This window comes from Streptomyces sp. NBC_01707 (genome assembly GCF_041438805.1).
Lineage (GTDB): Bacteria > Actinomycetota > Actinomycetes > Streptomycetales > Streptomycetaceae > Streptomyces.
Genome location: NZ_CP109190.1, coordinates 4513138 through 4532425, shown reverse-complemented (window position 1 = coordinate 4532425; position 19288 = coordinate 4513138). Strand labels below are relative to the sequence as shown.

At 65.5% G+C, this 19288-nt stretch carries 20 protein-coding genes, 1 tRNA gene and 3 pseudogenes; 7 read left to right on the top strand and 17 right to left on the bottom strand.

What is annotated here, in order from left to right; all coding sequences use genetic code 11:
- Window positions 1-22: 22 nt before the first annotated feature.
- Together OG963_RS20375 and OG963_RS20370 are read left to right on the top strand one after the other, a co-directional pair.
- The gene (locus tag OG963_RS20375; RefSeq protein WP_319740037.1) at window positions 23-367 is read left to right on the top strand and encodes a hypothetical protein; all 345 of its coding nucleotides are present in this window, start codon (window positions 23-25) and stop codon (window positions 365-367) included.
- A 99-nt stretch (window positions 368-466) separates the two neighbouring features.
- Window positions 467-739: a GlsB/YeaQ/YmgE family stress response membrane protein gene (locus tag OG963_RS20370; protein WP_030926262.1), complete on the top strand. Its 273-nt coding sequence runs from the start codon at window positions 467-469 to the stop codon at window positions 737-739.
- On the opposite strand, the gene OG963_RS20365 is transcribed toward OG963_RS20370, so the two are convergent.
- The 3 genes from OG963_RS20365 to OG963_RS20355 all read right to left on the bottom strand — a co-directional run bounded on the left by OG963_RS20365 (window position 733) and on the right by OG963_RS20355 (window position 2703).
- Complete coding sequence (locus OG963_RS20365; protein WP_093779700.1) at window positions 733-1413, bottom strand: alpha-ketoglutarate-dependent dioxygenase AlkB; 681 nt, start codon at window positions 1411-1413, stop codon at window positions 733-735. The two genes, OG963_RS20370 and OG963_RS20365, sit on opposite strands and share 7 nt — an antisense overlap.
- A gap of 60 nt (window positions 1414-1473) precedes the next feature.
- Entirely contained in the window at window positions 1474-1983 is a 510-nt protein-coding gene (locus OG963_RS20360) for a methylated-DNA--[protein]-cysteine S-methyltransferase (RefSeq protein ID WP_093931144.1), read from the bottom strand.
- Between the two features lie 231 nt (window positions 1984-2214).
- Window positions 2215-2703, bottom strand: coding sequence for a YajQ family cyclic di-GMP-binding protein (locus tag OG963_RS20355; RefSeq protein WP_030926258.1), 489 nt, complete (start codon window positions 2701-2703; stop codon window positions 2215-2217).
- Between the two features lie 168 nt (window positions 2704-2871).
- Here OG963_RS20355 and OG963_RS20350 point away from each other — a divergent pair.
- Window positions 2872-2953 (top strand) — tRNA-Tyr (locus OG963_RS20350).
- A 160-nt stretch (window positions 2954-3113) separates the two neighbouring features.
- On the opposite strand, the pseudogene OG963_RS20345 reads toward OG963_RS20350, so the two are convergent.
- Window positions 3114-3749, bottom strand: a pseudogene (locus tag OG963_RS20345) (tyrosine-type recombinase/integrase); the annotation flags it as partial.
- 69 nt (window positions 3750-3818) lie between these two features.
- On the opposite strand from OG963_RS20345, the gene OG963_RS20340 reads away from it, so the two are divergent.
- A protein-coding gene (locus tag OG963_RS20340) for an IS3 family transposase (RefSeq protein WP_371799300.1) occupies window positions 3819-4981 on the top strand; the annotation gives its coding sequence in 2 pieces (ribosomal slippage) (window positions 3819-4091 and window positions 4094-4981; 1161 coding nt in all).
- Window positions 4982-5081: 100 nt separating this feature from the next.
- Here OG963_RS20340 and OG963_RS20335 read toward each other — a convergent pair.
- The 5 genes from OG963_RS20335 to OG963_RS20315 all read right to left on the bottom strand — a co-directional run bounded on the left by OG963_RS20335 (window position 5082) and on the right by OG963_RS20315 (window position 9660).
- The gene (locus OG963_RS20335) at window positions 5082-5249 is read right to left on the bottom strand and encodes a hypothetical protein (protein WP_256328072.1); all 168 of its coding nucleotides are present in this window, start codon (window positions 5247-5249) and stop codon (window positions 5082-5084) included.
- A gap of 153 nt (window positions 5250-5402) precedes the next feature.
- A complete protein-coding gene (locus OG963_RS20330) occupies window positions 5403-6206 on the bottom strand; it encodes a leucine-rich repeat domain-containing protein (protein ID WP_256328071.1) in 804 nt (267 codons plus the stop codon).
- Window positions 6207-6276: 70 nt separating this feature from the next.
- Window positions 6277-6750, bottom strand: a complete 474-nt coding sequence (locus tag OG963_RS20325) for a hypothetical protein (RefSeq protein WP_319737226.1) — start codon at window positions 6748-6750, stop codon at window positions 6277-6279.
- 382 nt (window positions 6751-7132) lie between these two features.
- Complete coding sequence (locus OG963_RS20320; RefSeq protein ID WP_319737225.1) at window positions 7133-9265, bottom strand: tetratricopeptide repeat protein; 2133 nt, start codon at window positions 9263-9265, stop codon at window positions 7133-7135.
- Window positions 9262-9660 carry a hypothetical protein gene (locus OG963_RS20315; RefSeq protein ID WP_362271700.1) on the bottom strand — a complete coding sequence of 133 codons (399 nt, stop codon included), beginning with the start codon at window positions 9658-9660 and terminating at the stop codon, window positions 9262-9264. Before OG963_RS20315 ends, OG963_RS20320 begins: the two co-directional genes overlap by 4 nt.
- A gap of 483 nt (window positions 9661-10143) precedes the next feature.
- Between OG963_RS20315 and OG963_RS20310 the strand changes: the two genes are divergently transcribed.
- Both OG963_RS20310 and OG963_RS20305 read left to right on the top strand, forming a co-directional pair.
- Window positions 10144-10842, top strand: a complete 699-nt coding sequence (locus OG963_RS20310; protein WP_362271702.1) for a hypothetical protein — start codon at window positions 10144-10146, stop codon at window positions 10840-10842.
- Window positions 10815-11351, top strand: a complete 537-nt coding sequence (locus OG963_RS20305) for a hypothetical protein (protein WP_143019984.1) — start codon at window positions 10815-10817, stop codon at window positions 11349-11351. The genes OG963_RS20310 and OG963_RS20305 overlap by 28 nt, the downstream gene beginning before the upstream one ends.
- A 294-nt stretch (window positions 11352-11645) precedes the next feature.
- On the opposite strand, the pseudogene OG963_RS20300 reads toward OG963_RS20305, so the two are convergent.
- The 5 genes and pseudogenes from OG963_RS20300 to OG963_RS20280 all read right to left on the bottom strand — a co-directional run.
- Window positions 11646-12111: pseudogene (locus tag OG963_RS20300) on the bottom strand (ATP-binding protein); the annotation flags it as partial.
- A 2-nt stretch (window positions 12112-12113) separates the two neighbouring features.
- Window positions 12114-12229: pseudogene (locus OG963_RS20295) on the bottom strand (DNA primase); the annotation flags it as partial.
- A gap of 380 nt (window positions 12230-12609) precedes the next feature.
- The gene (locus tag OG963_RS20290) at window positions 12610-13209 is read right to left on the bottom strand and encodes a hypothetical protein (protein WP_371799299.1); all 600 of its coding nucleotides are present in this window, start codon (window positions 13207-13209) and stop codon (window positions 12610-12612) included.
- A gap of 909 nt (window positions 13210-14118) precedes the next feature.
- The gene (locus tag OG963_RS20285; RefSeq protein ID WP_371799298.1) at window positions 14119-14556 is read right to left on the bottom strand and encodes a hypothetical protein; all 438 of its coding nucleotides are present in this window, start codon (window positions 14554-14556) and stop codon (window positions 14119-14121) included.
- Window positions 14557-14911: 355 nt separating this feature from the next.
- The gene (locus OG963_RS20280) at window positions 14912-15841 is read right to left on the bottom strand and encodes a phosphotransferase family protein (protein WP_093773309.1); all 930 of its coding nucleotides are present in this window, start codon (window positions 15839-15841) and stop codon (window positions 14912-14914) included.
- Window positions 15842-16694: 853 nt separating this feature from the next.
- Here OG963_RS20280 and OG963_RS20275 point away from each other — a divergent pair.
- Entirely contained in the window at window positions 16695-17057 is a 363-nt protein-coding gene (locus tag OG963_RS20275; RefSeq protein ID WP_143019982.1) for a hypothetical protein, read from the top strand.
- Window positions 17058-17402: 345 nt separating this feature from the next.
- On the opposite strand, the gene OG963_RS20270 is transcribed toward OG963_RS20275, so the two are convergent.
- The 3 genes from OG963_RS20270 to OG963_RS20260 all read right to left on the bottom strand — a co-directional run bounded on the left by OG963_RS20270 (window position 17403) and on the right by OG963_RS20260 (window position 19083).
- Window positions 17403-17702, bottom strand: coding sequence for a hypothetical protein (locus OG963_RS20270; RefSeq protein WP_143136479.1), 300 nt, complete (start codon window positions 17700-17702; stop codon window positions 17403-17405).
- 437 nt (window positions 17703-18139) lie between these two features.
- The gene (locus OG963_RS20265) at window positions 18140-18361 is read right to left on the bottom strand and encodes a hypothetical protein (protein ID WP_093773307.1); all 222 of its coding nucleotides are present in this window, start codon (window positions 18359-18361) and stop codon (window positions 18140-18142) included.
- 446 nt (window positions 18362-18807) lie between these two features.
- Window positions 18808-19083 carry a hypothetical protein gene (locus OG963_RS20260; RefSeq protein WP_093773305.1) on the bottom strand — a complete coding sequence of 92 codons (276 nt, stop codon included), beginning with the start codon at window positions 19081-19083 and terminating at the stop codon, window positions 18808-18810.
- Window positions 19084-19288: the final 205 nt, after the last annotated feature.

The following is a 19288-nucleotide window of genomic DNA, read 5'->3' as shown; positions in this document are numbered from 1 at the left end:
TGCCGTCGTCCACCATGAACCCATGAACGACACCGAGCAGTTGTCGACAGCGGCCGAGAAGACAGCGCACACCGCCCCGCGAGGGGAGAAGCGCCCGCTCCCCGCAGTCCCCACCACCGAAGACGTCACCCGTGCGACAGCGGTCCCCGGTTACTCCCCGCCGCCACTGCCCACCGTCCTCCGTAGCCGCATCACCGACGGCGGCCTCGGCCCGGGACACGGGCCGCGGCCGCTCACCGGCGGACCCACCCTCTCCGGACAGCAGTCCCTCGTCGCCCTGCTGGACCGAACCGGCTGGTACGGGGAGGACCCCGACGACGACGCACCCGAACTGCAACCCTGGCCGGACTACAACGCCCGCATCTGAGCCCGCTGTGACCTGCCGCTCTTTCTGCTCGACCGGCAACCACGCAGGCCTGTGAGACGTCTTGGGTTTCACAACCAGGCGAAGGGTAGGTTCGGCAACATGAGCATCATCGGTTGGATCATTCTCGGACTGCTGGCCGGAGCCATTGCCAAGGTCCTGCTCCCGGGTCGCGACCCCGGCGGGCTGGTCGGCACCACCCTCATCGGGATCATCGGTGCCTTCATCGGCGGCTGGATATCGTCGCACTTCCTCGACCGTCCGATATCCAACGACTTCTACGACACCACGACGTGGATCTCCGCCATCGGCGGCTCACTGGTGCTGCTCATCATCTACCGGCTGCTCTTCGGGAACTCACGGGAACGTCACTGACGCCCACCCGCGCCCGGTCCGCCCAACCCGGTCTCGCGCAGCGTCACATTGAGCCGGCCACCGCTCATACCCGTCGCAGGATCAGCCGTCCCGGGACGGACCTTCGGTACGCCGTGAAAGGCGAAGCGTGACGGTCCACCGAAGACGAACAGGTCACCGGAAGCCAATTCCACATCCGTGTAAGGCCGTCCACGGTCCTCCGTATTGCCGAAGCGGAAGACGCACGTATCGCCGATGCTGAGCGAGACGACCGGAGCGCCCGACCGCTCCTCCTTGTCCTGGTGCATGCCCATCCTTGCCGCACCGTCATAGAAGTTGATCAGTGCGGTATCCGGCGCATACGTCTCGGCCGAGTACTCGTCCCCGTAGGCCTCGACCAACGCCTCCCGCCCCAACTCCGTCAACCAGTCCGGGAATTCGGCCACCCGGGCACCGTTCACGTCATCCGCGGTACGCGAATAGCGATACGGCTGCCAGTGCCAGCCCACGCAGACCGACTGCACGGACATCACCCCGCCACCCGGCAACACCGTGTGCCGCAGCGGTACGGGCCCCCGCGCCCACCCCCGGCACGCCTCGACCAGCTCCCGCTGCCGCTCCACCGACAGCCACTCCGGCACGTGCACCGCCCCCGGCGCCACAACGGTCCGCGGTCTGGGGAAGAGACCCGCCATTCAGCACACCGCCATTCGGTACTCAGCCGCCCAGCGCACACCCATGCAGCACGCGGCCCCTCAGCGCACCACCAGGGCACCTTCCAGTCCCAGCAGCCGCTCCTTGCGCTCCAGACCGCCCGCGTAACCCCGCAGTGCCCCGTCCGCGCCGATCACCCGATGGCACGGGCGCACGACCAGCAGAGGATTGCGCCCGATCGCCGTCCCCACGGCCCGCACGCCCGCTCCGGGCGAGCCGACCCGCTCGGCAATCTGTCCGTAGGACACCGTCTCCCCGTACGGGACGGCGTCCAGCGCACTCCAGACCCGGCGCTGGAACTCGGTGCCCTGCCCCTCCACGTACGCGATGTCGAAGTGAGTCAGCCGGCCCTCGAAGTACGCCCGCAGCTGGGCGGCGATCCCGGCGAAAGCCTCCGGCGCGTGGATCCAGCCGTCCTGGACGACCGCGGCACCCTTCTGACCGGGCATGGAGAGCGACGCGAGCGCCACACCACCCGCCTCGTCAGCTGCTTCCTCGCCGACCAGCAGCAGTTCGCCCAGCGGGCTGTCGACGGTCGCGTACATGGTCATGGCCGGTCCCTCTCCTCATCCGTACCGGGCGACTCCGTACAGAGTGACTCCGTACAAGGCGGCGGATCGCCGAGCCACCCGAATCGCCCGATTCGTCGTTCCGTACGGACAAGTCTGCGCCCGTCCGCCCCCTACGACCGGCGGTATTCGGACGTCGCACCCGGAGGTGCGAGGCCGGCCGGCACATGCCACCCCGCCCCGCCCCCGCGCCCGGCCGGGCGGCCGAAAGACCTACCGGTAGTTCACGAACTGCACGGCGAAGTCGAAGTCCTGCCCCTTCAGCAGCGCCTGCACGGCCTGCAGGTCGTCCCGGCTCTTCGAGCTGACCCGCAGCTCATCGCCCTGGACCTGCGCCTTGACACCCTTCGGGCCCTCATCGCGAATGATCTTCGCCACCTTCTTGGCGTTCTCCTGGGAGATGCCTTCCTCGATCGTGGCGAAGATCTTGTACTCCTTGCCGGACAGCTGCGGCTCGCCCGCGTCCAGCGACTTCAGCGAGATGCCCCGCTTGATCAACTTGGACTGGAAGATGTCGAGGATCGCCTTCACGCGCTCCTCGCCGTTCGCCTCCATCAGGATCTTCTCGCCGGACCAGGAGATCGAGGCACCCGTGCCCTTGAAGTCGTAGCGCTGCGAGATCTCCTTGGCGGCCTGGTTGAGGGCGTTGTCGACCTCCTGCCGCTCGACCTTCGAGACGATGTCGAAACTGGAGTCGGCCATGACGTGTGGCTCCTTGCGTCGTATGCGGTGGGTACAGGGCAAAGCCTAGCCACCGCCGACCGCCACGAGCACTGATCAATCAGGTGGCGGAGCACCCCCGGTCATCAGGTATCGTTTACGTCGTCGCCAAGGAGCCCCAGTCAAACGGAGTTCCAATGCGTCGTTCGAGGCGGTGTGCCCGAGTGGCCAAAGGGAGCAGACTGTAAATCTGCCGGCTCAGCCTACCCAGGTTCGAACCCTGGCGCCGCCACACGAACGAGAGGGCCCGTGAGCAGCAGAAATGCTGCACGCGGGCCCTTTTTCATTGTCTGGCGTCAGTGGTTCTCTATGGGTTCTTTATCCCACTCTGTCTCACTGGATTCCGCGTGGTGACCAGCCTGTGTGGGGCAGGTGTGGGGCAGCTTTAGGGGCTACCTTCCGCCCCGCAGCGTCGCTTCGATCCGGGCATTCGCCGTCGCTGCAGCACCCTCCAGGCATTTGGCATAGACGCGGAAGAGAACGGCCACGCTGTGGCCGGCGCGTTGCGCCACCACCTGAGGCTCCACACCCGAACTGAGCCAGGTCGAGACTGCTGCATGACGTAGGTCATACGGGCGCTTGGCCAGCGGAGTACTCCGTTGGGCAGGCGTCAGGACTCGCGAACGGGCCTCGGCCCAGACCTCCCCGTACCCGGTGTCCTGGATCAGCCCACCGCGCTGCGTACGGAAGAGCCGTCCGTCGGGGGCCACTCCATAGGCGGTGATGTGCCAGCGCAGCAGGGCGACCAAGTCAGGCGGGATTGGTACGGAGCGCACCGCTTTCCGGGGGCGATGCTTGAGCCCGCGTCGGTCGTGGGCAGTGCCGCTGTCGGTCCAAGCGGCACCCGATCGGGGGCGGGTCTCATGCAGCCGCAGCACGCCCCAGCCGTGCCGGGGGAGGTCGCAGTCCCCAGTAGAGAGCCCGATCACTTCGGCCGGCCGCGCAGCCGCGTAGTACATGCACCCGAAGAACGCCACCAAATGGCAGCCTCTGGCGCTCTGTGCCTGCACGGCGTCGAGGAGAGCGAGGGGTCTGACGCACGATTGGGTGACATCTGAACTGGCTTGTCCTGTAGGGCAGGTGGGAAGGATGTCGCTGTGCCCAAGCCATACCCGGAAGAGTTCCGCCAGGATGTCGTGCGGGTCGCGAGGAACCGCGGCCCGGGCGTCACGGTCGAGCAGGTGGCTGCCGACTTCGGAGTCCACTCGATGACGCTATGGAAGTGGATGCGCCGCGCCGGCATCGACGACGGGGCAAAGCCCGGAACGTCCAGCCAGGAAAGCGCGGAACTCCGCGAAGCACGTCGGCGGATCAAGCTGCTGGAGCAGGAGAACGAGGTCCTGCGCCGGGCCGCGGCCTACCTGTCCCAGGCGAATCTTCCGGGAAAAGGATCTACCCGCTCGTGAAAGAGCTGGCCGGCGACGGGGTGCCCGTCACGGTGACGTGCCGGGTCCTCAAGCTCGCCAGACAGCCCTACTACCGCTGGCTCGACCGACCGGTGACCGATGCTGAGTTCGAGCAGGCTGCTCGCGCGAACGCATTGTTCGACGCTCACCGCGAGGACCCCGAGTTCGGCTACCGCTTCCTGGCCGACGAAGCCCGCAGCGTGGGATCGGGCATGGCCGACCGGACCGCGTGGCGGATCTGCCGGGACAACCGCTGGTGGAGCGTCTTCGGGAAGAAGCGCGGGCGGACCAAGAAGGCCGGCCCGCCGGTGCATGACGACCTTGTCCGCCGGGACTTCACGACCGACGGTCCGAACCGGCTGTGGCTCACCGACATCACCGAACATCGCACCAGCGAAGGGAAGTTGTATCTCCGTGCAATCAAGGACGTGTTCAGCAAGAGGATCGTGGGTTACTCCATCGACCATCGGATGAAGTCCCGCCTGGCCGTCGCGGCCCTGGACAACGCCGTGGCCCGCCGTGACAACGTCGCCGGGTGCATTCTCCACAGCGATCGCGGATCGCAATTCCGGTCAAGGAAGTTCGTCCGAGCACTCGCCGGCCACCAGATGGCCGGCTCGATAGGGAGGGTCGGGGCGGCGGGCGACAACGCGGCCATGGAGTCGTTCTTCAGCCTGCTGCAGAAAAACGTCCTCGACCGCCGACAGTGGGCCACCCGACAGGAACTGCGGATCGCGATCGTGACCTGGATCGAGAAGACCTACCACCGACGCCGCAGACAAGCCTCGCTCGGCCGACTGACCCCCGTCGAATTCGAGACCGTCATGACCACACCTGCCTACCAGGCCGCGTGACCACACCTGTCACCCGACACTGCATCAGACCCAAGATCATCTGCTGGGTTCTGGTCAGTGACCGCTCCCAGGCGGCCTCTGGCTCCTCGTTGTAGATCCGCTAGGGGATGGCGACGGTCTCGCCCTGCACCTCAACCTCGAAGGGCAGCAGTGGCATGAGCCTGGCGTCCGGCATGACCGCCAGGACGCTCTGCACGTCACCGGCAAGATGGGTCGGAAACGCTGCCACCAGGACACGGGTGACGTTGGGATCCCGAGGCAGCTGCATGGCATGAGGATAGGGGGCGCGCCCTTCGCTCCCTTTGTCGCCCGGCTCACCAATTGTGAAACAGGCCTCAGGCGTTCGAGCCTCAGGTACTTGGCCGTGTTCGCTTCTCCGGGGAGCGGCGTGCGGGGAGGGAGGCTGTTCGGCTGGTCAGTCTCAGTCAGTCGCCGGCTGGTCGACTCGGCCACCTTTGTGGGGTGAAGGGACGTAGTCACGAGCGCCGCCGGGCAGCGCGGCCACACACGCCGATGAGCAGGCGCTGACCAGCAGGGGCAGTACGTCGGTGGCCACGCGTAGTGAGATCCACACCTGTTGGAGTCCGCCCTGTTCGAGCGGGCGGTCGCAGACGCTGCAACTGTGCATGGCGGTGGCCCCCCAGCGCCGGGGATCCAGGTTTCCCATATCAAGGTCCGCGACGGAGCCCAGGGGAGGCTGAAGCCGTGGGAAGGGCGGTCGCACCTTGTAGTTGCCGAACAATGCGCGCGTGCTCACCGTGCTGCGGGTCAGCTTCCGGCATCGGGTGATCTCGTAGGGGAACCAGTGCAGCCGGTAGGAGGTGTAGGGGGTGAACTCCTCGAGGCTGGTCATGGCCCCGACCTCGGGCGGGATTCGGACCAGGTTGCTGCCGTAGAGCACGAGGTGCTTGACCGCTGTGAGCCTGGCGATGCTCGGCGGCAGGGTGATGACCTGCCTCCGCTCTTCCGGGCTGAGCTCGATCAGGGGGCGGAACTCTTCGCGTCCGTCGGTAGCGGCCTCGTCGACCAGTTCCAGTAGGTGCTGCCAGCCCGGGGCGGAGGTGTTCTGCCGTTCGGTGTGGAATCCGACTCGGGCGCGCGGATGCGGCTTGGACTGGTCGAAGCACGAGCAGATTTCCCTGTAGGACCCGGGCCGACCTGGGGCCGGATCCGATGTGTCGCCCCAGCGGTTCACGTAGAGCCTCAGCGCTTTCTCGTCCGTCATGGCGCCAAGATACGGATGTGCCGTGGGCTGTCCCAGTGATTGTGCAAACGAGAGCACAGCCTCTCACCGGTCAGGTGAGAGTCTCCTGCGCCCAGCGGGCAATGCCACCGAGCCTGGCTGCCGCTACGTCGATATCGCCGGTTCGGACAGGTTGCTCGACTTCGTAGTCGTAGCCTTCGAGGCCGCACTCCTCCTCAACCATCCGCCCGATGCGGTACGCCTCCGCCATGATCGGCAGTGCTTCGCTTCCCGGGTAGCGGTAGGGAATGTCGAGGTTGGCCGAGTCCCCGTCGTAGTCCAGCTGCACATGGCCAGCAGGCCCGTCACGCCACAGGGTCAGGCTGTAGGGGAACTCCTCGGTGGTGACCGGACCGACCTCCCGCGATATTCGCTGCATGAGCCTGTCCCAATCGGCACGTTGCTCACCAGTCAGGTTCATGGGCTTGAGGTCGGCATCCGGGTCGTAGGCGGAGTTGATCTCCTCCAGGGTCTCGTCGAAGGTGCGGCCCGGGAGAACCCGCAAGAACATGATGTCGTAGGTCACCGTCCGCAGCCTACGTGTCCACGCTCGCTACTTTCGGGGTCGTGCCGGGGCGGGTACGCGTTCGCGAGATAGAGGACGGCAGGGCAAACGTTGCGTGATGCGGCACTACCCACATGGGCGTTGGGGCATCTGTGGGGCGGGCCTACGCGCTCGGCGTGTTTGCCAGGCCGCCCTGTGCGCAGAGCGCGGACTGTAAAGCTGCTGCCGCTGGGACCGGATCGTCACGCACGGCTGCACCGCAAGCCGTGCGCCTGTGGGGCAACTGGCTGGGGGAGCGGAAAATCGCAGATCCGATGCGGAGCCCGCTAACGGGGGCCATCGGCCGATCTGCTTACAGTGCTCCGTCGCGCGGTCTGGGCGACTGAGGATATCGGCTTGTTTTTCAAGATACTTGCTGCGAGCCTCCATATTGCTTGAGGAGCTCATTGGCGCTAAGCGTCCAAGGGTGATTCGGTCCAAGTACTCTGGTCCGTCCTTCTGTAACTTCTTTCAGATGCTCGATTGCTTCAGTATTTTGGCTGAGTGCATGCAGAATCGCGCCTAGTGTTTGCCGAGCATTCAACGTGATGGGGAAATCGGCACCAAAACGCCGCACAAATTTCGTAAAGGCGGATTGAATATACGGTAGCGCCTCTTCTGGTCTCCCGGCGCGATGAAGTGTAAAAGCATAGTTGAGTTCTGCGCCGAGCGTAATGGTGTGGTCTTCTCCCACCTCACGATGGCATTCTGTAACCAAGTCCGCCCCAGCTTCTATGTCTGTCAGCTGGGTGGATACCTCTAGAAGGGCCGAGCGCGCCATAAGAGTGAGAGGGTGCACTGGGCCGAGCGCTTGGGTGTACCCCTGTGCTGCTCGCCGAATCAACGAAACGCCATCGGGTCTTTGGCCAAGGACGACGAGTGGACCGGCCAGTCGATTGCAAGCGGCTAGAGTGTCCGGCGCCTCTGGGCCTAGCGTGGCTTCGCAGTCGTCCAGCACTTGCCGGAGGAGGGCCTTTGCCTCCTCGAACCGTCCGAGCCGAAAGAGAGTTCGCCCAACGCGTTGACGCAGTCGGAGTAGCGAAACGCTGTCTTCGCCCAGCCGAGGTTTTAGTAGTTCCACGGCATCATTGCCCAAGCTGAGCGCTGAGTCGTAATCGCCGGCCCTATGAACAGCGGTGACAAGTCGAAGGGCGCAATCTGCCGCAGTTTCTACTGTCGATTGACTGGTTGCCCAGTTCGCTGTTCTCCGCAGCAGTGCAATCACATGAGGTGCCAGCAGGTTCAGACGAGGGTCCTGTGTCCCTCGGTCAGGTACTTCCGGCAATACAGCGAGACACAGGCGGGCAGCCGTGGCGGAGAGCTGCTCGTGTTGGTCAGTGGGCGTGGCCCGGGCCACGCTGTCGAGGAGTACGCCGTGGGTGCGTAGGCAGCGCATTTCCCCAGGGGCCAGCTCGGTGAGGGAGTGATCAAGGAGTCCGCGGAGGGCTGATTCCACGTGAGAGGCCGGAAGAGCCGGGTCGAGTTCGGCCCCGCGTAGAACTGACAGTGGCAATGGGTCACTGGACCAGCAAGCGAATAGGCGTAGAAGGTGACCCGCTTCGGGTGAGCCTTGTGCAGCGAGGGCGTCGAGGGACAGTTGCCAAGTGCGGCTGGGCAGGTGTCGGGAATCGCCGCCGACAGCTGTGGCGCCTTGTTCGATGAGCTCGATGGGATCGAAGCCTGCGCTGCCGTCGAGTCGGCGGCCGTAGTCGGCCAGGCTCCATGGGTCAATCACCTGGTGGGCGAGGAATCCGCCGGCGAGGGTAAGGGCTAGAGGCAGTCGTCCGAGGCGGTCGGCGACGTCCGCAGCATCTTCGATCGACCCGGTATGGGGTGCGAGGTCGCGCAGGACGAGTGCTGCATCGTTACGTGGGAGTACACCGAGTTGAAGTAGTTTCGCCCCCGGCCACCAGTGAGCCGCCGCTTGCCGGGTCGTGACCAGGACGGTCCCGATGGGGCTGGTTCGCAGCCAGCCGCCGTCGCGAAGGATGGCGGGGTTATCAGCATTGTCGAGGACCAGTAACCAGGGTTGGTCGGAGCGGTCGAGATGGTGCCAGACGAGATCGGCGGCGGGGCGCAGTCCGCTGCGTGCTCCCACCAGTTCACCGTCGGTGGCTCCGCGGTCGGCCGCGACGGCGAGCATGCCTGCGCGCAGGGAGGCGGGGTCGGACGCGTTGACCCACAGTCCGAGTCGGCCTGCCTGATTGGTGGCGTGGTCGAAGAGCTCATAGGCAACGGCGGTTTTGCCACAACCGCCTAAGCCGTGGAGGACATACACGCGGTTGCCGACGCCGGGCGCGACGGCGGCGCGCAGACGGTCCATCTCTCCGACGCGGTCGCGAAGTACCACGGGGGTGCGGCCGATCGCCGGGCGCCGCACAGAGTCCGGCCCCGACCAATCAGGGGTGTGGTGGTGCTGCTCGATGAAGTGCTGGTCGCCGGAGGCTTGGTAGATGCGGCCCTGGCCGTCGGCCCGGGCATCGTTGTGGGCGCTCATCGGTGGCCAAAGTTCTGGTCACGGCCGGCTTGGTAGACCCGGGCATGCCCCGAAGCGGTGGCGTGCTGCGTCACCGATGTGTCTGCGGGCGCGTGCGGAGCCAGTTCGGCAAGCAGCGTCCGCAGTGCCTCTGTCTCCTCGGGATGTGCTGCGAGCAGCCGCCGCATGCGGCCCTGCCATTCAGCCCCCAGTTCGTTGCGGGATTCGCCGTCGCCGCCGGCCTGCGCGGCCAGTAGATCTCTTCGAGTGACGTCGAGCTCGGCGGAAATCGCCTCGGCCCGCTCCGGCTCGGCACGGCGCCACAACGAAGCAATACCATCCCTCGCGCGTTGCCAGGCTTCGGTCGTCAACAAGGTGACCAAGGTTGTCCCCGCTGTACCCGCCAGCATGGTCATCTCCGGATCCACGAACCCGCCCCCTCCAGCCGGTTATTGCCCGTTGGCTCAGACTAGCCAGCGGACCTGGTGCCCGCACGGGAAGTCGCCCGGCACCACCACCGCATCCGACTGCGCGACCCGCGCGCGGGACCGCTGGCTCCCGCTGGGCGAAAGCCGGGCGTTCGCCTGGATCGACACCTGGGCGAAGGAGCACCACGACGGTCCCGCTCTAATGCACCGGCTCTACCCCCGATGCGGCCTTGACTTTGCCGAGCTGACGGCATGGGCGATGGTCTGGACTTATTCCGCAGCCAATCGACAGCCGCCTGCGACGACGTGCTGCACCCCCGTTACGGGACAGTCCTCAGAAGCGGCAACCTGGATTCCGTTCCTCAAGTCTTCCTCAGGAAATCCAATAAGTTCCCAATCAAGGTGCGGCAGTTACGTAGGTTATTTACAGACCCGCCCAGTCGTCTGGGCGCCATCCGTAGGGGGAATCACGTGCGAAAGACAGCATTGCGGTACTTTTTAACTCCAGTCACGACTCTGGCTTTGACTCTGGTGCTGGCCACCACGGCCGGGGCAGCCGAGGAGTCGTCTGACGTCGCGCCTGAAGATGTCACCTCTGACCAGATCGCCTCGCAGGAATCGGCTGACAGCATGGTGGAAGGCCCGTCCAAGTCTGCCGCCGAGGTCGCCGTCGACAACACCCTTTCCGCTCTCCCTGAGGTGAGCGCCGACGGTGATGTCGGGACCATGCGTTGCGACAATCCGGCCAAGCAGTGGGTGCAAGTGAGTAATAAAAAGGACCACTACCACGTTCCTTCATGGTGGAACGGCACCAGCTATAAAGACGGTCCGGGTGGATCGATGAGGGTGAGTGTGGAGAAGGCGGGCAAGATCGGGGTCGAGGTGAGTGGCACCGCCGGAGTCACTGCCAGTGTCATTCTCGCTGAGGTCAAGGCGGAGTACAGCGTCAAGGTGGTGGCCGAAGTGGGAGTCACCGTGGGGCACACTTACACCCACGAGATACCTGCAAAGAAGTACGGTCACCTGCAATATGGCTCTTGGGGCCACAAGGTGAACTGGACGAAGTACAAAACCAGTGCAAACCGCTGCGGGAAGGTGAAAATTGGGGCAGGTACCGCGAAGCTTCCCACCAGAGAAGTCGGGTGGCGATACTGGACGACGAGCTCATGACGAAACAACCGCGCCCTCTGGGGCGTAACCTCGTCCTCTGCGCCTCCGCATTGTGCGTTGCCTTGGTCACGGGATGCACGAGCGAGCCCGGTGGGCCAAACGCGCCGGCGAGCAGCCCGGGCCAGCCGCGGGAAAGCCCCTCAAGCCCGTCCGACCTCACCGACGACAAGCTGGGTAAACAAGTCGAGAGGACCCTCGACACAGCCGAGGTCAGCGACAGCGATCCGACGTTCGTCGAGGCCGGCCTTGAACGTGTCGGCGACGGCTTCCACTCGGTACCGGAACTAACGCGCGGGCATTCGTACAAGTTGTCGGTAGTCTGCGCAGGAAAGGGTAAAATCATCCTTTCCATAGCTGTGAAGAACCCCGTTCGTCAGACCCTTGTTTGCGACGGTGTCACTTTCCGGCAGGACCTCACGGCGTCAGCGGCCCCGATCAAGATCGATGGCGACGGAATGCCGGGGGCCACGGGAATGGTCGGGTGGCGCCTGGACAAGGCTGACAAGTAAGCCGCCTGTGGGGTCGGTGTGGGGCGCGATGTCCAGCGACTGAGGAAGTGCCTGGTCCGCGGGCGCGTTGGGCGCAGACTGTAAATCTGCCGGCTCAGCCTACCCAGGTGCGAACCCTGGCGCCGCCACAGAACGGGAGACCCCCGCTGACCTGCTGACACAGCAGATCAGCGGGGGTTTCTGCATGCTCAGGACACGCCTGGGGGAGGGGCCCGAAATAGGTGGCTTGTCTCACCTCATGCCGCCGGTATCCCGTCTCTGTTCAGGCCGTGTCCCCCGCCTGTCCCCCGGGGGGATAGACGGACCCCTCACATCCCTGCCCGGCAGGGGCAGTTCCCCGGTGAGCTGGGCCCGCCGCCAGCAGACCTCGCGTGGGTCGGGGGGAGGTCTCTGCCGGTGGGGTGGATGCGGACGGACTGCCCGTCATCGTGGCCCAGGTCCAGCCACGTCGCCCGTCGGACCCGGGGACGACGCGGATGTGGACCGGCTGCACGTCCTCGGACAGCGCGAGTGCTTCGATCAAGTCCGACGCCTCGTTGAGCGCGGTCCCGTTGAACACGCCGCGTCCGACCTTGAACAGGCCGACCATGAGTTCTTGGCGGTGGCTGCCCGTCGTTCCCTGGGAGCGGATCGGGCGGGCGACGGGGTGGCCGTTCTTCTGCGCGTACACGGTCCCTTCAGCGGTGCGGAAGTACCTGAAGTGCGCCTGCGTGTAGTCCGCGATGACCTCGCGAGCCGGAGTCTTGTCGTCGTCGGACATGGCTACAGTCCCGACCTGGTACGGGCGTTGGCCCACGCGTCAGTGCAGTGCCGGGGGACTCGTCCTTGGCTCGAGCGACGGCGAACAGCCGCGCGACGTGGGCATCGGTCAGGCAGCCGCCCTACTTCACCAAGATCCACGCACTGCGCGGGTGCGCGCCGTCTCAGCGGCGCGGCCTGCCTCTGTCTTCGCCCCGGCTGGCCGCGCCCGGCGGCGCGCTATGGGGTGCCGTCCGCGAGTGCCGGCCGGATGGTGGTGAGCGTTGGCTCCACGGCGTGCCGGTCGAAGGTGGACGGGATGGGAGCGGGGTTTCTCGTGGGTTGAGGCAGTCTGTCCCGACGGGCCTGAACCATCTCACCGAAAACATGACCCCCCGGCGAAGCCCACCCAACGCGAAAATCGGGCCAGCGGCCTGCCCACACGCCCCGACAAGCGAAGAGGAGCCCGTCAGCAAGCTGACGGGCTCCTGCGAGAGATCGAGGCTAACCTGCCATCAGGTCAGATCGTCGGTGTGTCATCAACGATCTCCTTGTGCGGTTCGACAATGAACCTCCAGCCATCGCTGGGCTCCAGGAACCGCACTCGGGTCGGGTAGATGTCCAGGGCGCGGCGGTCGCGGTTTTGGCTGTTCGTGTTCTTCCGCCCCCGGGCCGGCTCCTCGTACAGGTCGACCTTAACGTCCGGCACCGCGACGGTTTCCTCGCTCCAGCGCTGAACAATCCCCGCGCCGAATGCTTCCCGTGCGGCGGAGTAGAGCGACTCCAGGGATTCCTTGTTCCCGTCGGGCACGAAGAGGGCGAGGTTCAGGAGGACGCCGGCACTCTGGAGAACCTCGATTTGTTCCCCTGCCTTGTCGGCAATCCAGATCCCGCGCTCTTCGACGTTGTCCGGGAGAATATGAATTTCCTCACCGAAGATCGTCCTCGCGGTGAAGGACCCTCCCTCGAAATTCTTACCCGGCTTCGTAAGGAAAGCCGGGGCGTAGGAGTCGAGAGGAAGGCCATTCATCTCCGCCGAGACGAAGATGCCGTCCTGGAGGCCCAATTCGGAAACCTCGTCGGCCGTAAGACGTCGAGCCGTAACCTTCTCGGTATTCACGCCATTCCCCTTTTTTTGTGGCGCCTGTAAATTCATTAGGACTATACCATGAAACCGAACAGTGAATCCCTTTACGCGCACCTTCGCTCCCGCGACTGTGCAGTCAACCCTCCGAGTGGTTTCTTCCGACAGAACGGCAGGAAATTCCTCTCGCATCGCCAGTGAAATATAACCCCCGTAGGGAAATATGGTGAGATCCAAGAGGTGGGTGACTCATCGCTTCGGTGGGGTTTTCGGAACCGAGTCAGCCGCCAAGTGAAATATGAGCGGCCTTGGCCGAATGGCAGCCCAGCGGCCCAAAGCTGTGGGTCTGGATGAACCTGGACAACGCCGAGTACCGCATCCTGAGCAAACAGCCCTGAGAGCGGTGCTCAGATGGACGGGCTCCTCCAGAGATGCCGCTCCTCGAGCGTGCCGAACCGTACGTTTCCGTTGTCAAGGTCAACCAGGATGGGCCAGCAATCCAGCAACCGTTTCCTCTGATCACGTGAGGCGAGGTACTGGACCGGAGTTGTAGGGGGCGATCAGGAGCCCGTTGTACTCCCGCACCGGTTCTGCATCGATGGCAAGGGGTGGTTCGTCATCGCGCTGGCTGCGCTCCAGAAACGAAACCGCGAACCTCAGGGACTCTGCTCGCTGCAACATATGTCTCCCGTACGACGGCTGATGATCCGCAGAGCACCCTAGGTCGGCCGGTCCTGAGGTAGCGCCCTGCACCTCTTGGTGGGGCCCTGTGGGGTCGGCGTGGGGCGCCGCATCAATCGACTGAGGAAGTGCTGGTCCGCGGGCACGCTGGGCGCGGACTGCAAATCCCCTCGGCGAGAGATCACCGTGTCCATCGTCGAACCGGTAACCAGTAGAACTGACCCTTTGCGAATGGGGTCTACGCTCTGAACGGTCCACGATGAATCAGGACGGCACCCGACCGACCGTGAATCCCTCACCGTCCTGGAACTCGATCAACACCCTGCTGTCGGTGAGGTAGATCCAGCATTCAGGGGAGCAGTCCAACAACGTCTCAGCATGGAGTGCTGCCAAAGCGGCCTCCAGTATCACCGATGGCACGGCGAGACTTCCCCAGAAAACGACCACCAGCTCACCCTTGTCCCCGTGGTCGTGCAGCAGCCGCCGGAGCTCCGCACCATCAAAACCGGTGGAACGCTCCACGACCTCAGCAGCCTGCCAGTCCAGCCGCGTCGACCCCACAGCACTGAAGCGGCTCAGGCTGGCAGCAGCGAAGGAGCGATCCTCCTCGTAGGAGAGCACAATCGCCGCATCACCAACTGCGGCCAATATGTGGGCGATCGCAGCGCGATGCACCCCATAGCCTCGCTGTTCGGCGCTCAAAGCATCTCCCAGATGACTGAGTTACGACTTTCAAGGCTCAGGCGCACTGGCTTCCCGATCTGATGGGCCACGGTTGGCCTCGACCTGCCTGCTCGGCTGTCAGCGGATTCAGGGCTGACGCGCCGTCTCGTGGAGTCGCTCACGCGCGGCACTCAGCACGCCCTGCGACCACCGTGGTACGGGTCCGCCGCGTCCGCATCTTCCACGCGGAGCCGGGAGAAGCCCTCGTCCGGGCCGCCCGCCACGACCCGCTTGGCGGTCGCTGTGAGGAGGCGCCGCAGCTTCTCCCGGTTCTCTACGTAGGTCGGGCTTTTTGGCGACCGTGTCAGTGTTCGGGTTGTGCCTGACGTGCATCTCAGCGTCGCGTGGAGGCACGCGACGTTGAGGATCTCTGGGCCCCGGCGGTGTGGTTCAGCAGGATCAGTACGCGCTCATGGAGCGTGCTCACGTTCTGAATGCCTGGGCGAAGGTTTCGGCGATGGACGAAGACGGCAAGGTCGAGGACGACGTGGACGAAGCAGTAGGCCAGAGCGCCGGGGCCGGCGACCCGCGCGCCTGCGGCGCAGAGCATCTGCAGCGCCGCAGGGGTGATGTCGTGGGCGCTCAGAAGCGTTGCGTAATCGAAGACCCTGGTGCCACTGCCTAGTGCTTCTATGTCAACGACGGCGCTGACTCGATCTGCATGGAAAAGGATGTTGCCAGGTCGGAAATCGCCGTGGACCAAGTCGCCGGTGGGCAAAGTGACAGTCCCGTGGGCAGCGAGAAGCCGTTCGCAGGCGTTGACGAGGTCACGCCCGGTTGGGCCGATCTCGGCCGCCTGCCGCCACAGGTCCTCACGTCGGTCGGTCAGGCGGTCTGTCACGTACTGCGACCAGCACCTGTCAGGGTCGGGATCGAGGCCCGTGTGCGTCTCCAGGAGGTCAATCAGCAACCGGGCCTCTTTTGCCGCCACTTGTCTCGGGCTGCGTCCGGTTGAAAATTCCTGGATCTGGTATCCAAAGCCTTCTGCGCTCGTGCCGACGGCCAGCCAGGCGGGCGTCGGATACCCGGCAGAGCGGATCTTTGCGACTCCCTCAACGGCACGCTCGATCTGACGAGCCCAGGCGCGATCAGGACTCCATTTCAGCACCGCTCGTCGGCCGGTGTCGTCGGTCAGGAGCCAGGCGCCTGACTGGACTCCGTCATCGAATCGGTGATTCAACCGGAACTGGGTGCCATGCGCGTGGTTGGCCTCCCTCAGCACAGCCTGGGCAGTGCGAGTATCAGACATGTTGCTCTGGGGCATGAAGGATCTCCCGGGTAAGGCAGACGAGCCGCGGTCGGATGCCGACGGCGGCGGAGCGAATGCTTCGACCGCCGGTCAGGCCGACGGCATGGGAGATCAAGCCACCTGCCGCACGTTACTGAGCCTTGATACTGCGCAGCAAGGACATTTCCGCTTCGTCCGCCGGGCGCACAACACAAGCGACAGCGGGCGCGCTGCTCGATGCCAGCGCCGCCGCTGAGTGGCGGCCTACCCCAGGCCAGAGGGGTTGTGAGGCTTGATCGGCGCAATCTCTCCGGATCCGTGTGCGGTCTCCACGCACCGACGTCGAACTCCCTCACCAGGCCCGCGCGCCGCTTCTGCACATCCTTTCCGGGCCGGCTGGCGCCGACGCCGACCGCGCTCCGCCCGGGAGTGCCCTGGGCCGCACAGGCTGAGCACCGCCGCACAGCCCTGGAGACGCGGTCCCCCACCGGCTTCGGCGACTGCCCGCTGCGGGCTCGGATTCACGAGAGGCTTGTCGGCAGGGCGCACGTCCGGGGTGAACCCGCCTACGGATCGGATGTCGGCAGGACGCTGGTCGTCTGCCGCCTGAGTGGGCCCGCAGTCTCGTTCATGGGGTCAAATCCCCACCCACCACAGCAGTTCAGCGCATGCGCTGGTCGCAAGGGGTGTCTCTCGGCGAGGGGCGCCCTTTCCGCGTTCGCCTTGTCTCACCTTGATTCCCACTGTCCCGGCTTTGACCGGTGCGTGTGGGCCTGTGAGCTCGCCGCGGGGCGGACACTCGATGATGAGGTCCGCCTTGTCCGGCTATGCGTCGTTTACACTTTCGCCGTCACACAGAGTGAGGCATCACGTGAGCAGGGTAATTGAAATGCTGCGTAAACCGTGGCGCCCCCTTGTGCTCGGGGCAGCGCTGATCGTCGCGCTCATCGCGGAGTCGGCTGCGATCGTCGCCCAGCAAGAGCAGATCGACGATCTGCGGACGCAGCACATCGACTTCCAGGGACACCTTGTCGAGCCCAGTGCCTCCGGTCCGTCCGGCCCTCCTGGTCCGCAAGGCCCTCCCGGCCCGCCGGGCAAGGATGGGAAAGACGGGCAGGACGGGCAGGACGGGCGGGACGGGCGGGACGGGCGGGACGGCCCGCCGGGCAAGGACGGGAAGGACGGACAAGACGCTGCAGCCGAGCCGGAACCGACTGAGTCCCCGAGTCGCCATGGGGAGGCTGACGACTGAGCTCTCCGGGGCAGCTCCTCCGGCACGCACTAGAAGACGTTCAGCCCTTCCGTGACCAGACGGGGGCATGCGCGGTCACGGACGGCGACATGCGACGAACTGCAGCACCGGGTGCTGTGGAGGTAGCCGATCCTGTGCCGGCCCTGAGTCGGCTCGCTGCCCTGCGCTCGACTCGGGTTGCCGTTGTCTTGTGCCCGCCAACGGTGAGGTCGTCCTTTCGCCTCAATGGCTGCCTCGGTGGCTCCGTGCGGTGTTGGGCACTTCCGGGGCCTGCGAGGTCGTCGCGGGGCAGACGCCCGACGAGGAGTCCGCCTCCTCCGGTTCCTTGCCATTTACACCTCTTCGTCAGCACACACTGTGAGGGATGACGTGAGCAACGTGAACGAAACGCCGCCCAGACCGTGGCTCCACCTTGTCCTCGGCGCCGTGCTGATCTCCGTGCTCGTCGCGCAGGCGGTTGCACTGATCGCCCACCAAATGCAGCTCGATGATCTGCAGACACAGCACATCGACCTCCAGGCGCACCCCGTCGAGCCCAGTGCCTCCGGTCCGTCCGGCCCCCCTGGTCCGCGCGGCCCCTCCGGCCCGCCAGGCAGGGACGGCGAGCGCGGGCGAAACGGCGAAAACGGCCACATCGGCAGACATGGCCATGAGGGAAGGAAGGGGAGGGACGGCCGGGACGGGTGGTAAAACGCTGCGGCCGTGCCATCGCCGGCTGAGACCGACTGGCGGATGTTCAACGGTCGGACGGGGACACCAGCAGAGACGGACGACGACAAGCGACGAACTGCAGCACCGGGTGCTGTGGAGGTGGTCGACCCCGGGATCCCCCGTGCGGCTGCTGACGGGGATGCGGGTGGCCTGAGTTGCTGACGGGGACGCGGATGGCCTGAGGGTGCGGCTACCTGGGGGTGCCGGTCCGGAGGCGGCTGATGCCGCGGGCCGGCCGCCGCTGCATCGTGCTGCGCAGGCCCAGGCTTCCTAGGCTTCGCCGCCTGTTTACGGAGCTACGAAGAAGGTAAATGTGATGGTCGTCCCGCGGCTTGGGTTGCTGGGGGCGGTTTCGTGCGTCCGGGGCTCGCTCACCACGGGGCAGGCCACAGGTTCGGTCCTCCTCCACGCCAGTCGATCATCCCGGACAGAATCACGTCTTCCTCGCTGATGTCCTCCATTCCGGCCCGACGCAGGAACTCCGTCACATCACGCAGGCTGTGCGCCATGCCGAGGATTTCCCCGTCGACACGCACCCGGCGGCCGCCGGACTCATCGGGCGGATAGATCACGATCGGCAGGTATCCGGACATGGGCCAAGCCTCGTCCCGGTCGGCAACCCGCGCCTGCTCGGATAAGCCACATGCGGCAGCGCCCGCTCAGGACCAGACAGGGCGGCCCGTGCGCCATCGCGAGACCGTTTTTCGTCGGTTCGCTCCCGATGATCGTCACGAAGACTGCCGGTAACCCGTCTTCCTCACGGCGACCATTGCGGATGGCTATTGCCGGAGACCTCTGCTCCTAGGATGGCCGGTTTCTTGATGCGCGCTCTGCCGAGTGTGAAGCTCCTGTTGGGAGCGGCGTTCGGCCCTACGAGGTGCTGAGAGGGGACACCGTTTGTGAACGAGCGCCTGTCTTTCGCTCCGGTGGTCGAAGGGAGAAAGTCATGCGTGGCAAGCGGTACCTCGTCCGGCTCAGCCCACTGCTCATCGCTTCTCTGGCGTTCCCAGCAGGATTCGTCGCGGAAACGGCCAGCGCCTCACCGCCAGCCGCTGTGGCGGCATCGGCCCCCGCGAAGGCAGCGCCCATGACCATCGACCAACCGCGTTTCCCGGGTCAGCAGCAACAGCAGCAGGGCGGTCGGCAGCAACAGCAGGGCGGCCTGCCGTGCTTCGGTTCGCAGCAACAGCAGCAGGGCGGTCGGCAGCAACAGCAGCAGCAGGGCGGCCTGCCGTGCTTCTTCTTCGGGCAGCAGCAGGGCGGCCTGCCGGGCTTCTTCGGGCAGCAACAGCAGCAGGGTGGTGGCGGACAGCAACAGCAGCAGGGCTAGTCAGAGTGTGCAAGGCGCAGGATTGCCCCTGTTGGGCCTGGCCCTACCGTTGCTAGGTCTCGAAGCCCCATTGGGTGCGAGAAGACCCCAGTTCCGCTTGGAAACTGGGGTCGAGGGGCTCGCCCTGGGAGCCGGCGCCGGCCTGCCGATCCTGCTGGGCCGACCACGTCAAAGACCTGGCCTAGGGCTG

Coding starts and splice junctions, on each gene's coding strand:
- OG963_RS20375 (WP_319740037.1), top strand. CDS start 23: ATGAACGACACCGAGCAGTTGTCGACAGCGGCCGAGAAGACAGCGCAC.
- OG963_RS20370 (WP_030926262.1), top strand. CDS start 467: ATGAGCATCATCGGTTGGATCATTCTCGGACTGCTGGCCGGAGCCATT.
- OG963_RS20365 (WP_093779700.1), bottom strand. CDS start 1,413: ATGGCGGGTCTCTTCCCCAGACCGCGGACCGTTGTGGCGCCGGGGGCG.
- OG963_RS20360 (WP_093931144.1), bottom strand. CDS start 1,983: ATGACCATGTACGCGACCGTCGACAGCCCGCTGGGCGAACTGCTGCTG.
- OG963_RS20355 (WP_030926258.1), bottom strand. CDS start 2,703: ATGGCCGACTCCAGTTTCGACATCGTCTCGAAGGTCGAGCGGCAGGAG.
- OG963_RS20335 (WP_256328072.1), bottom strand. CDS start 5,249: ATGCAGCTGCCTCGGGATCCCAACGTCACCCGTGTCCTGGTGGCAGCG.
- OG963_RS20330 (WP_256328071.1), bottom strand. CDS start 6,206: ATGACGGACGAGAAAGCGCTGAGGCTCTACGTGAACCGCTGGGGCGAC.
- OG963_RS20320 (WP_319737225.1), bottom strand. CDS start 9,265: ATGAGCGCCCACAACGATGCCCGGGCCGACGGCCAGGGCCGCATCTAC.
- OG963_RS20315 (WP_362271700.1), bottom strand. CDS start 9,660: ATGACCATGCTGGCGGGTACAGCGGGGACAACCTTGGTCACCTTGTTG.
- OG963_RS20280 (WP_093773309.1), bottom strand. CDS start 15,841: ATGCCCCAGAGCAACATGTCTGATACTCGCACTGCCCAGGCTGTGCTG.
- OG963_RS20275 (WP_143019982.1), top strand. CDS start 16,695: ATGCTGCGTAAACCGTGGCGCCCCCTTGTGCTCGGGGCAGCGCTGATC.
- OG963_RS20270 (WP_143136479.1), bottom strand. CDS start 17,702: ATGTCTGCCGATGTGGCCGTTTTCGCCGTTTCGCCCGCGCTCGCCGTC.
- OG963_RS20265 (WP_093773307.1), bottom strand. CDS start 18,361: ATGTCCGGATACCTGCCGATCGTGATCTATCCGCCCGATGAGTCCGGC.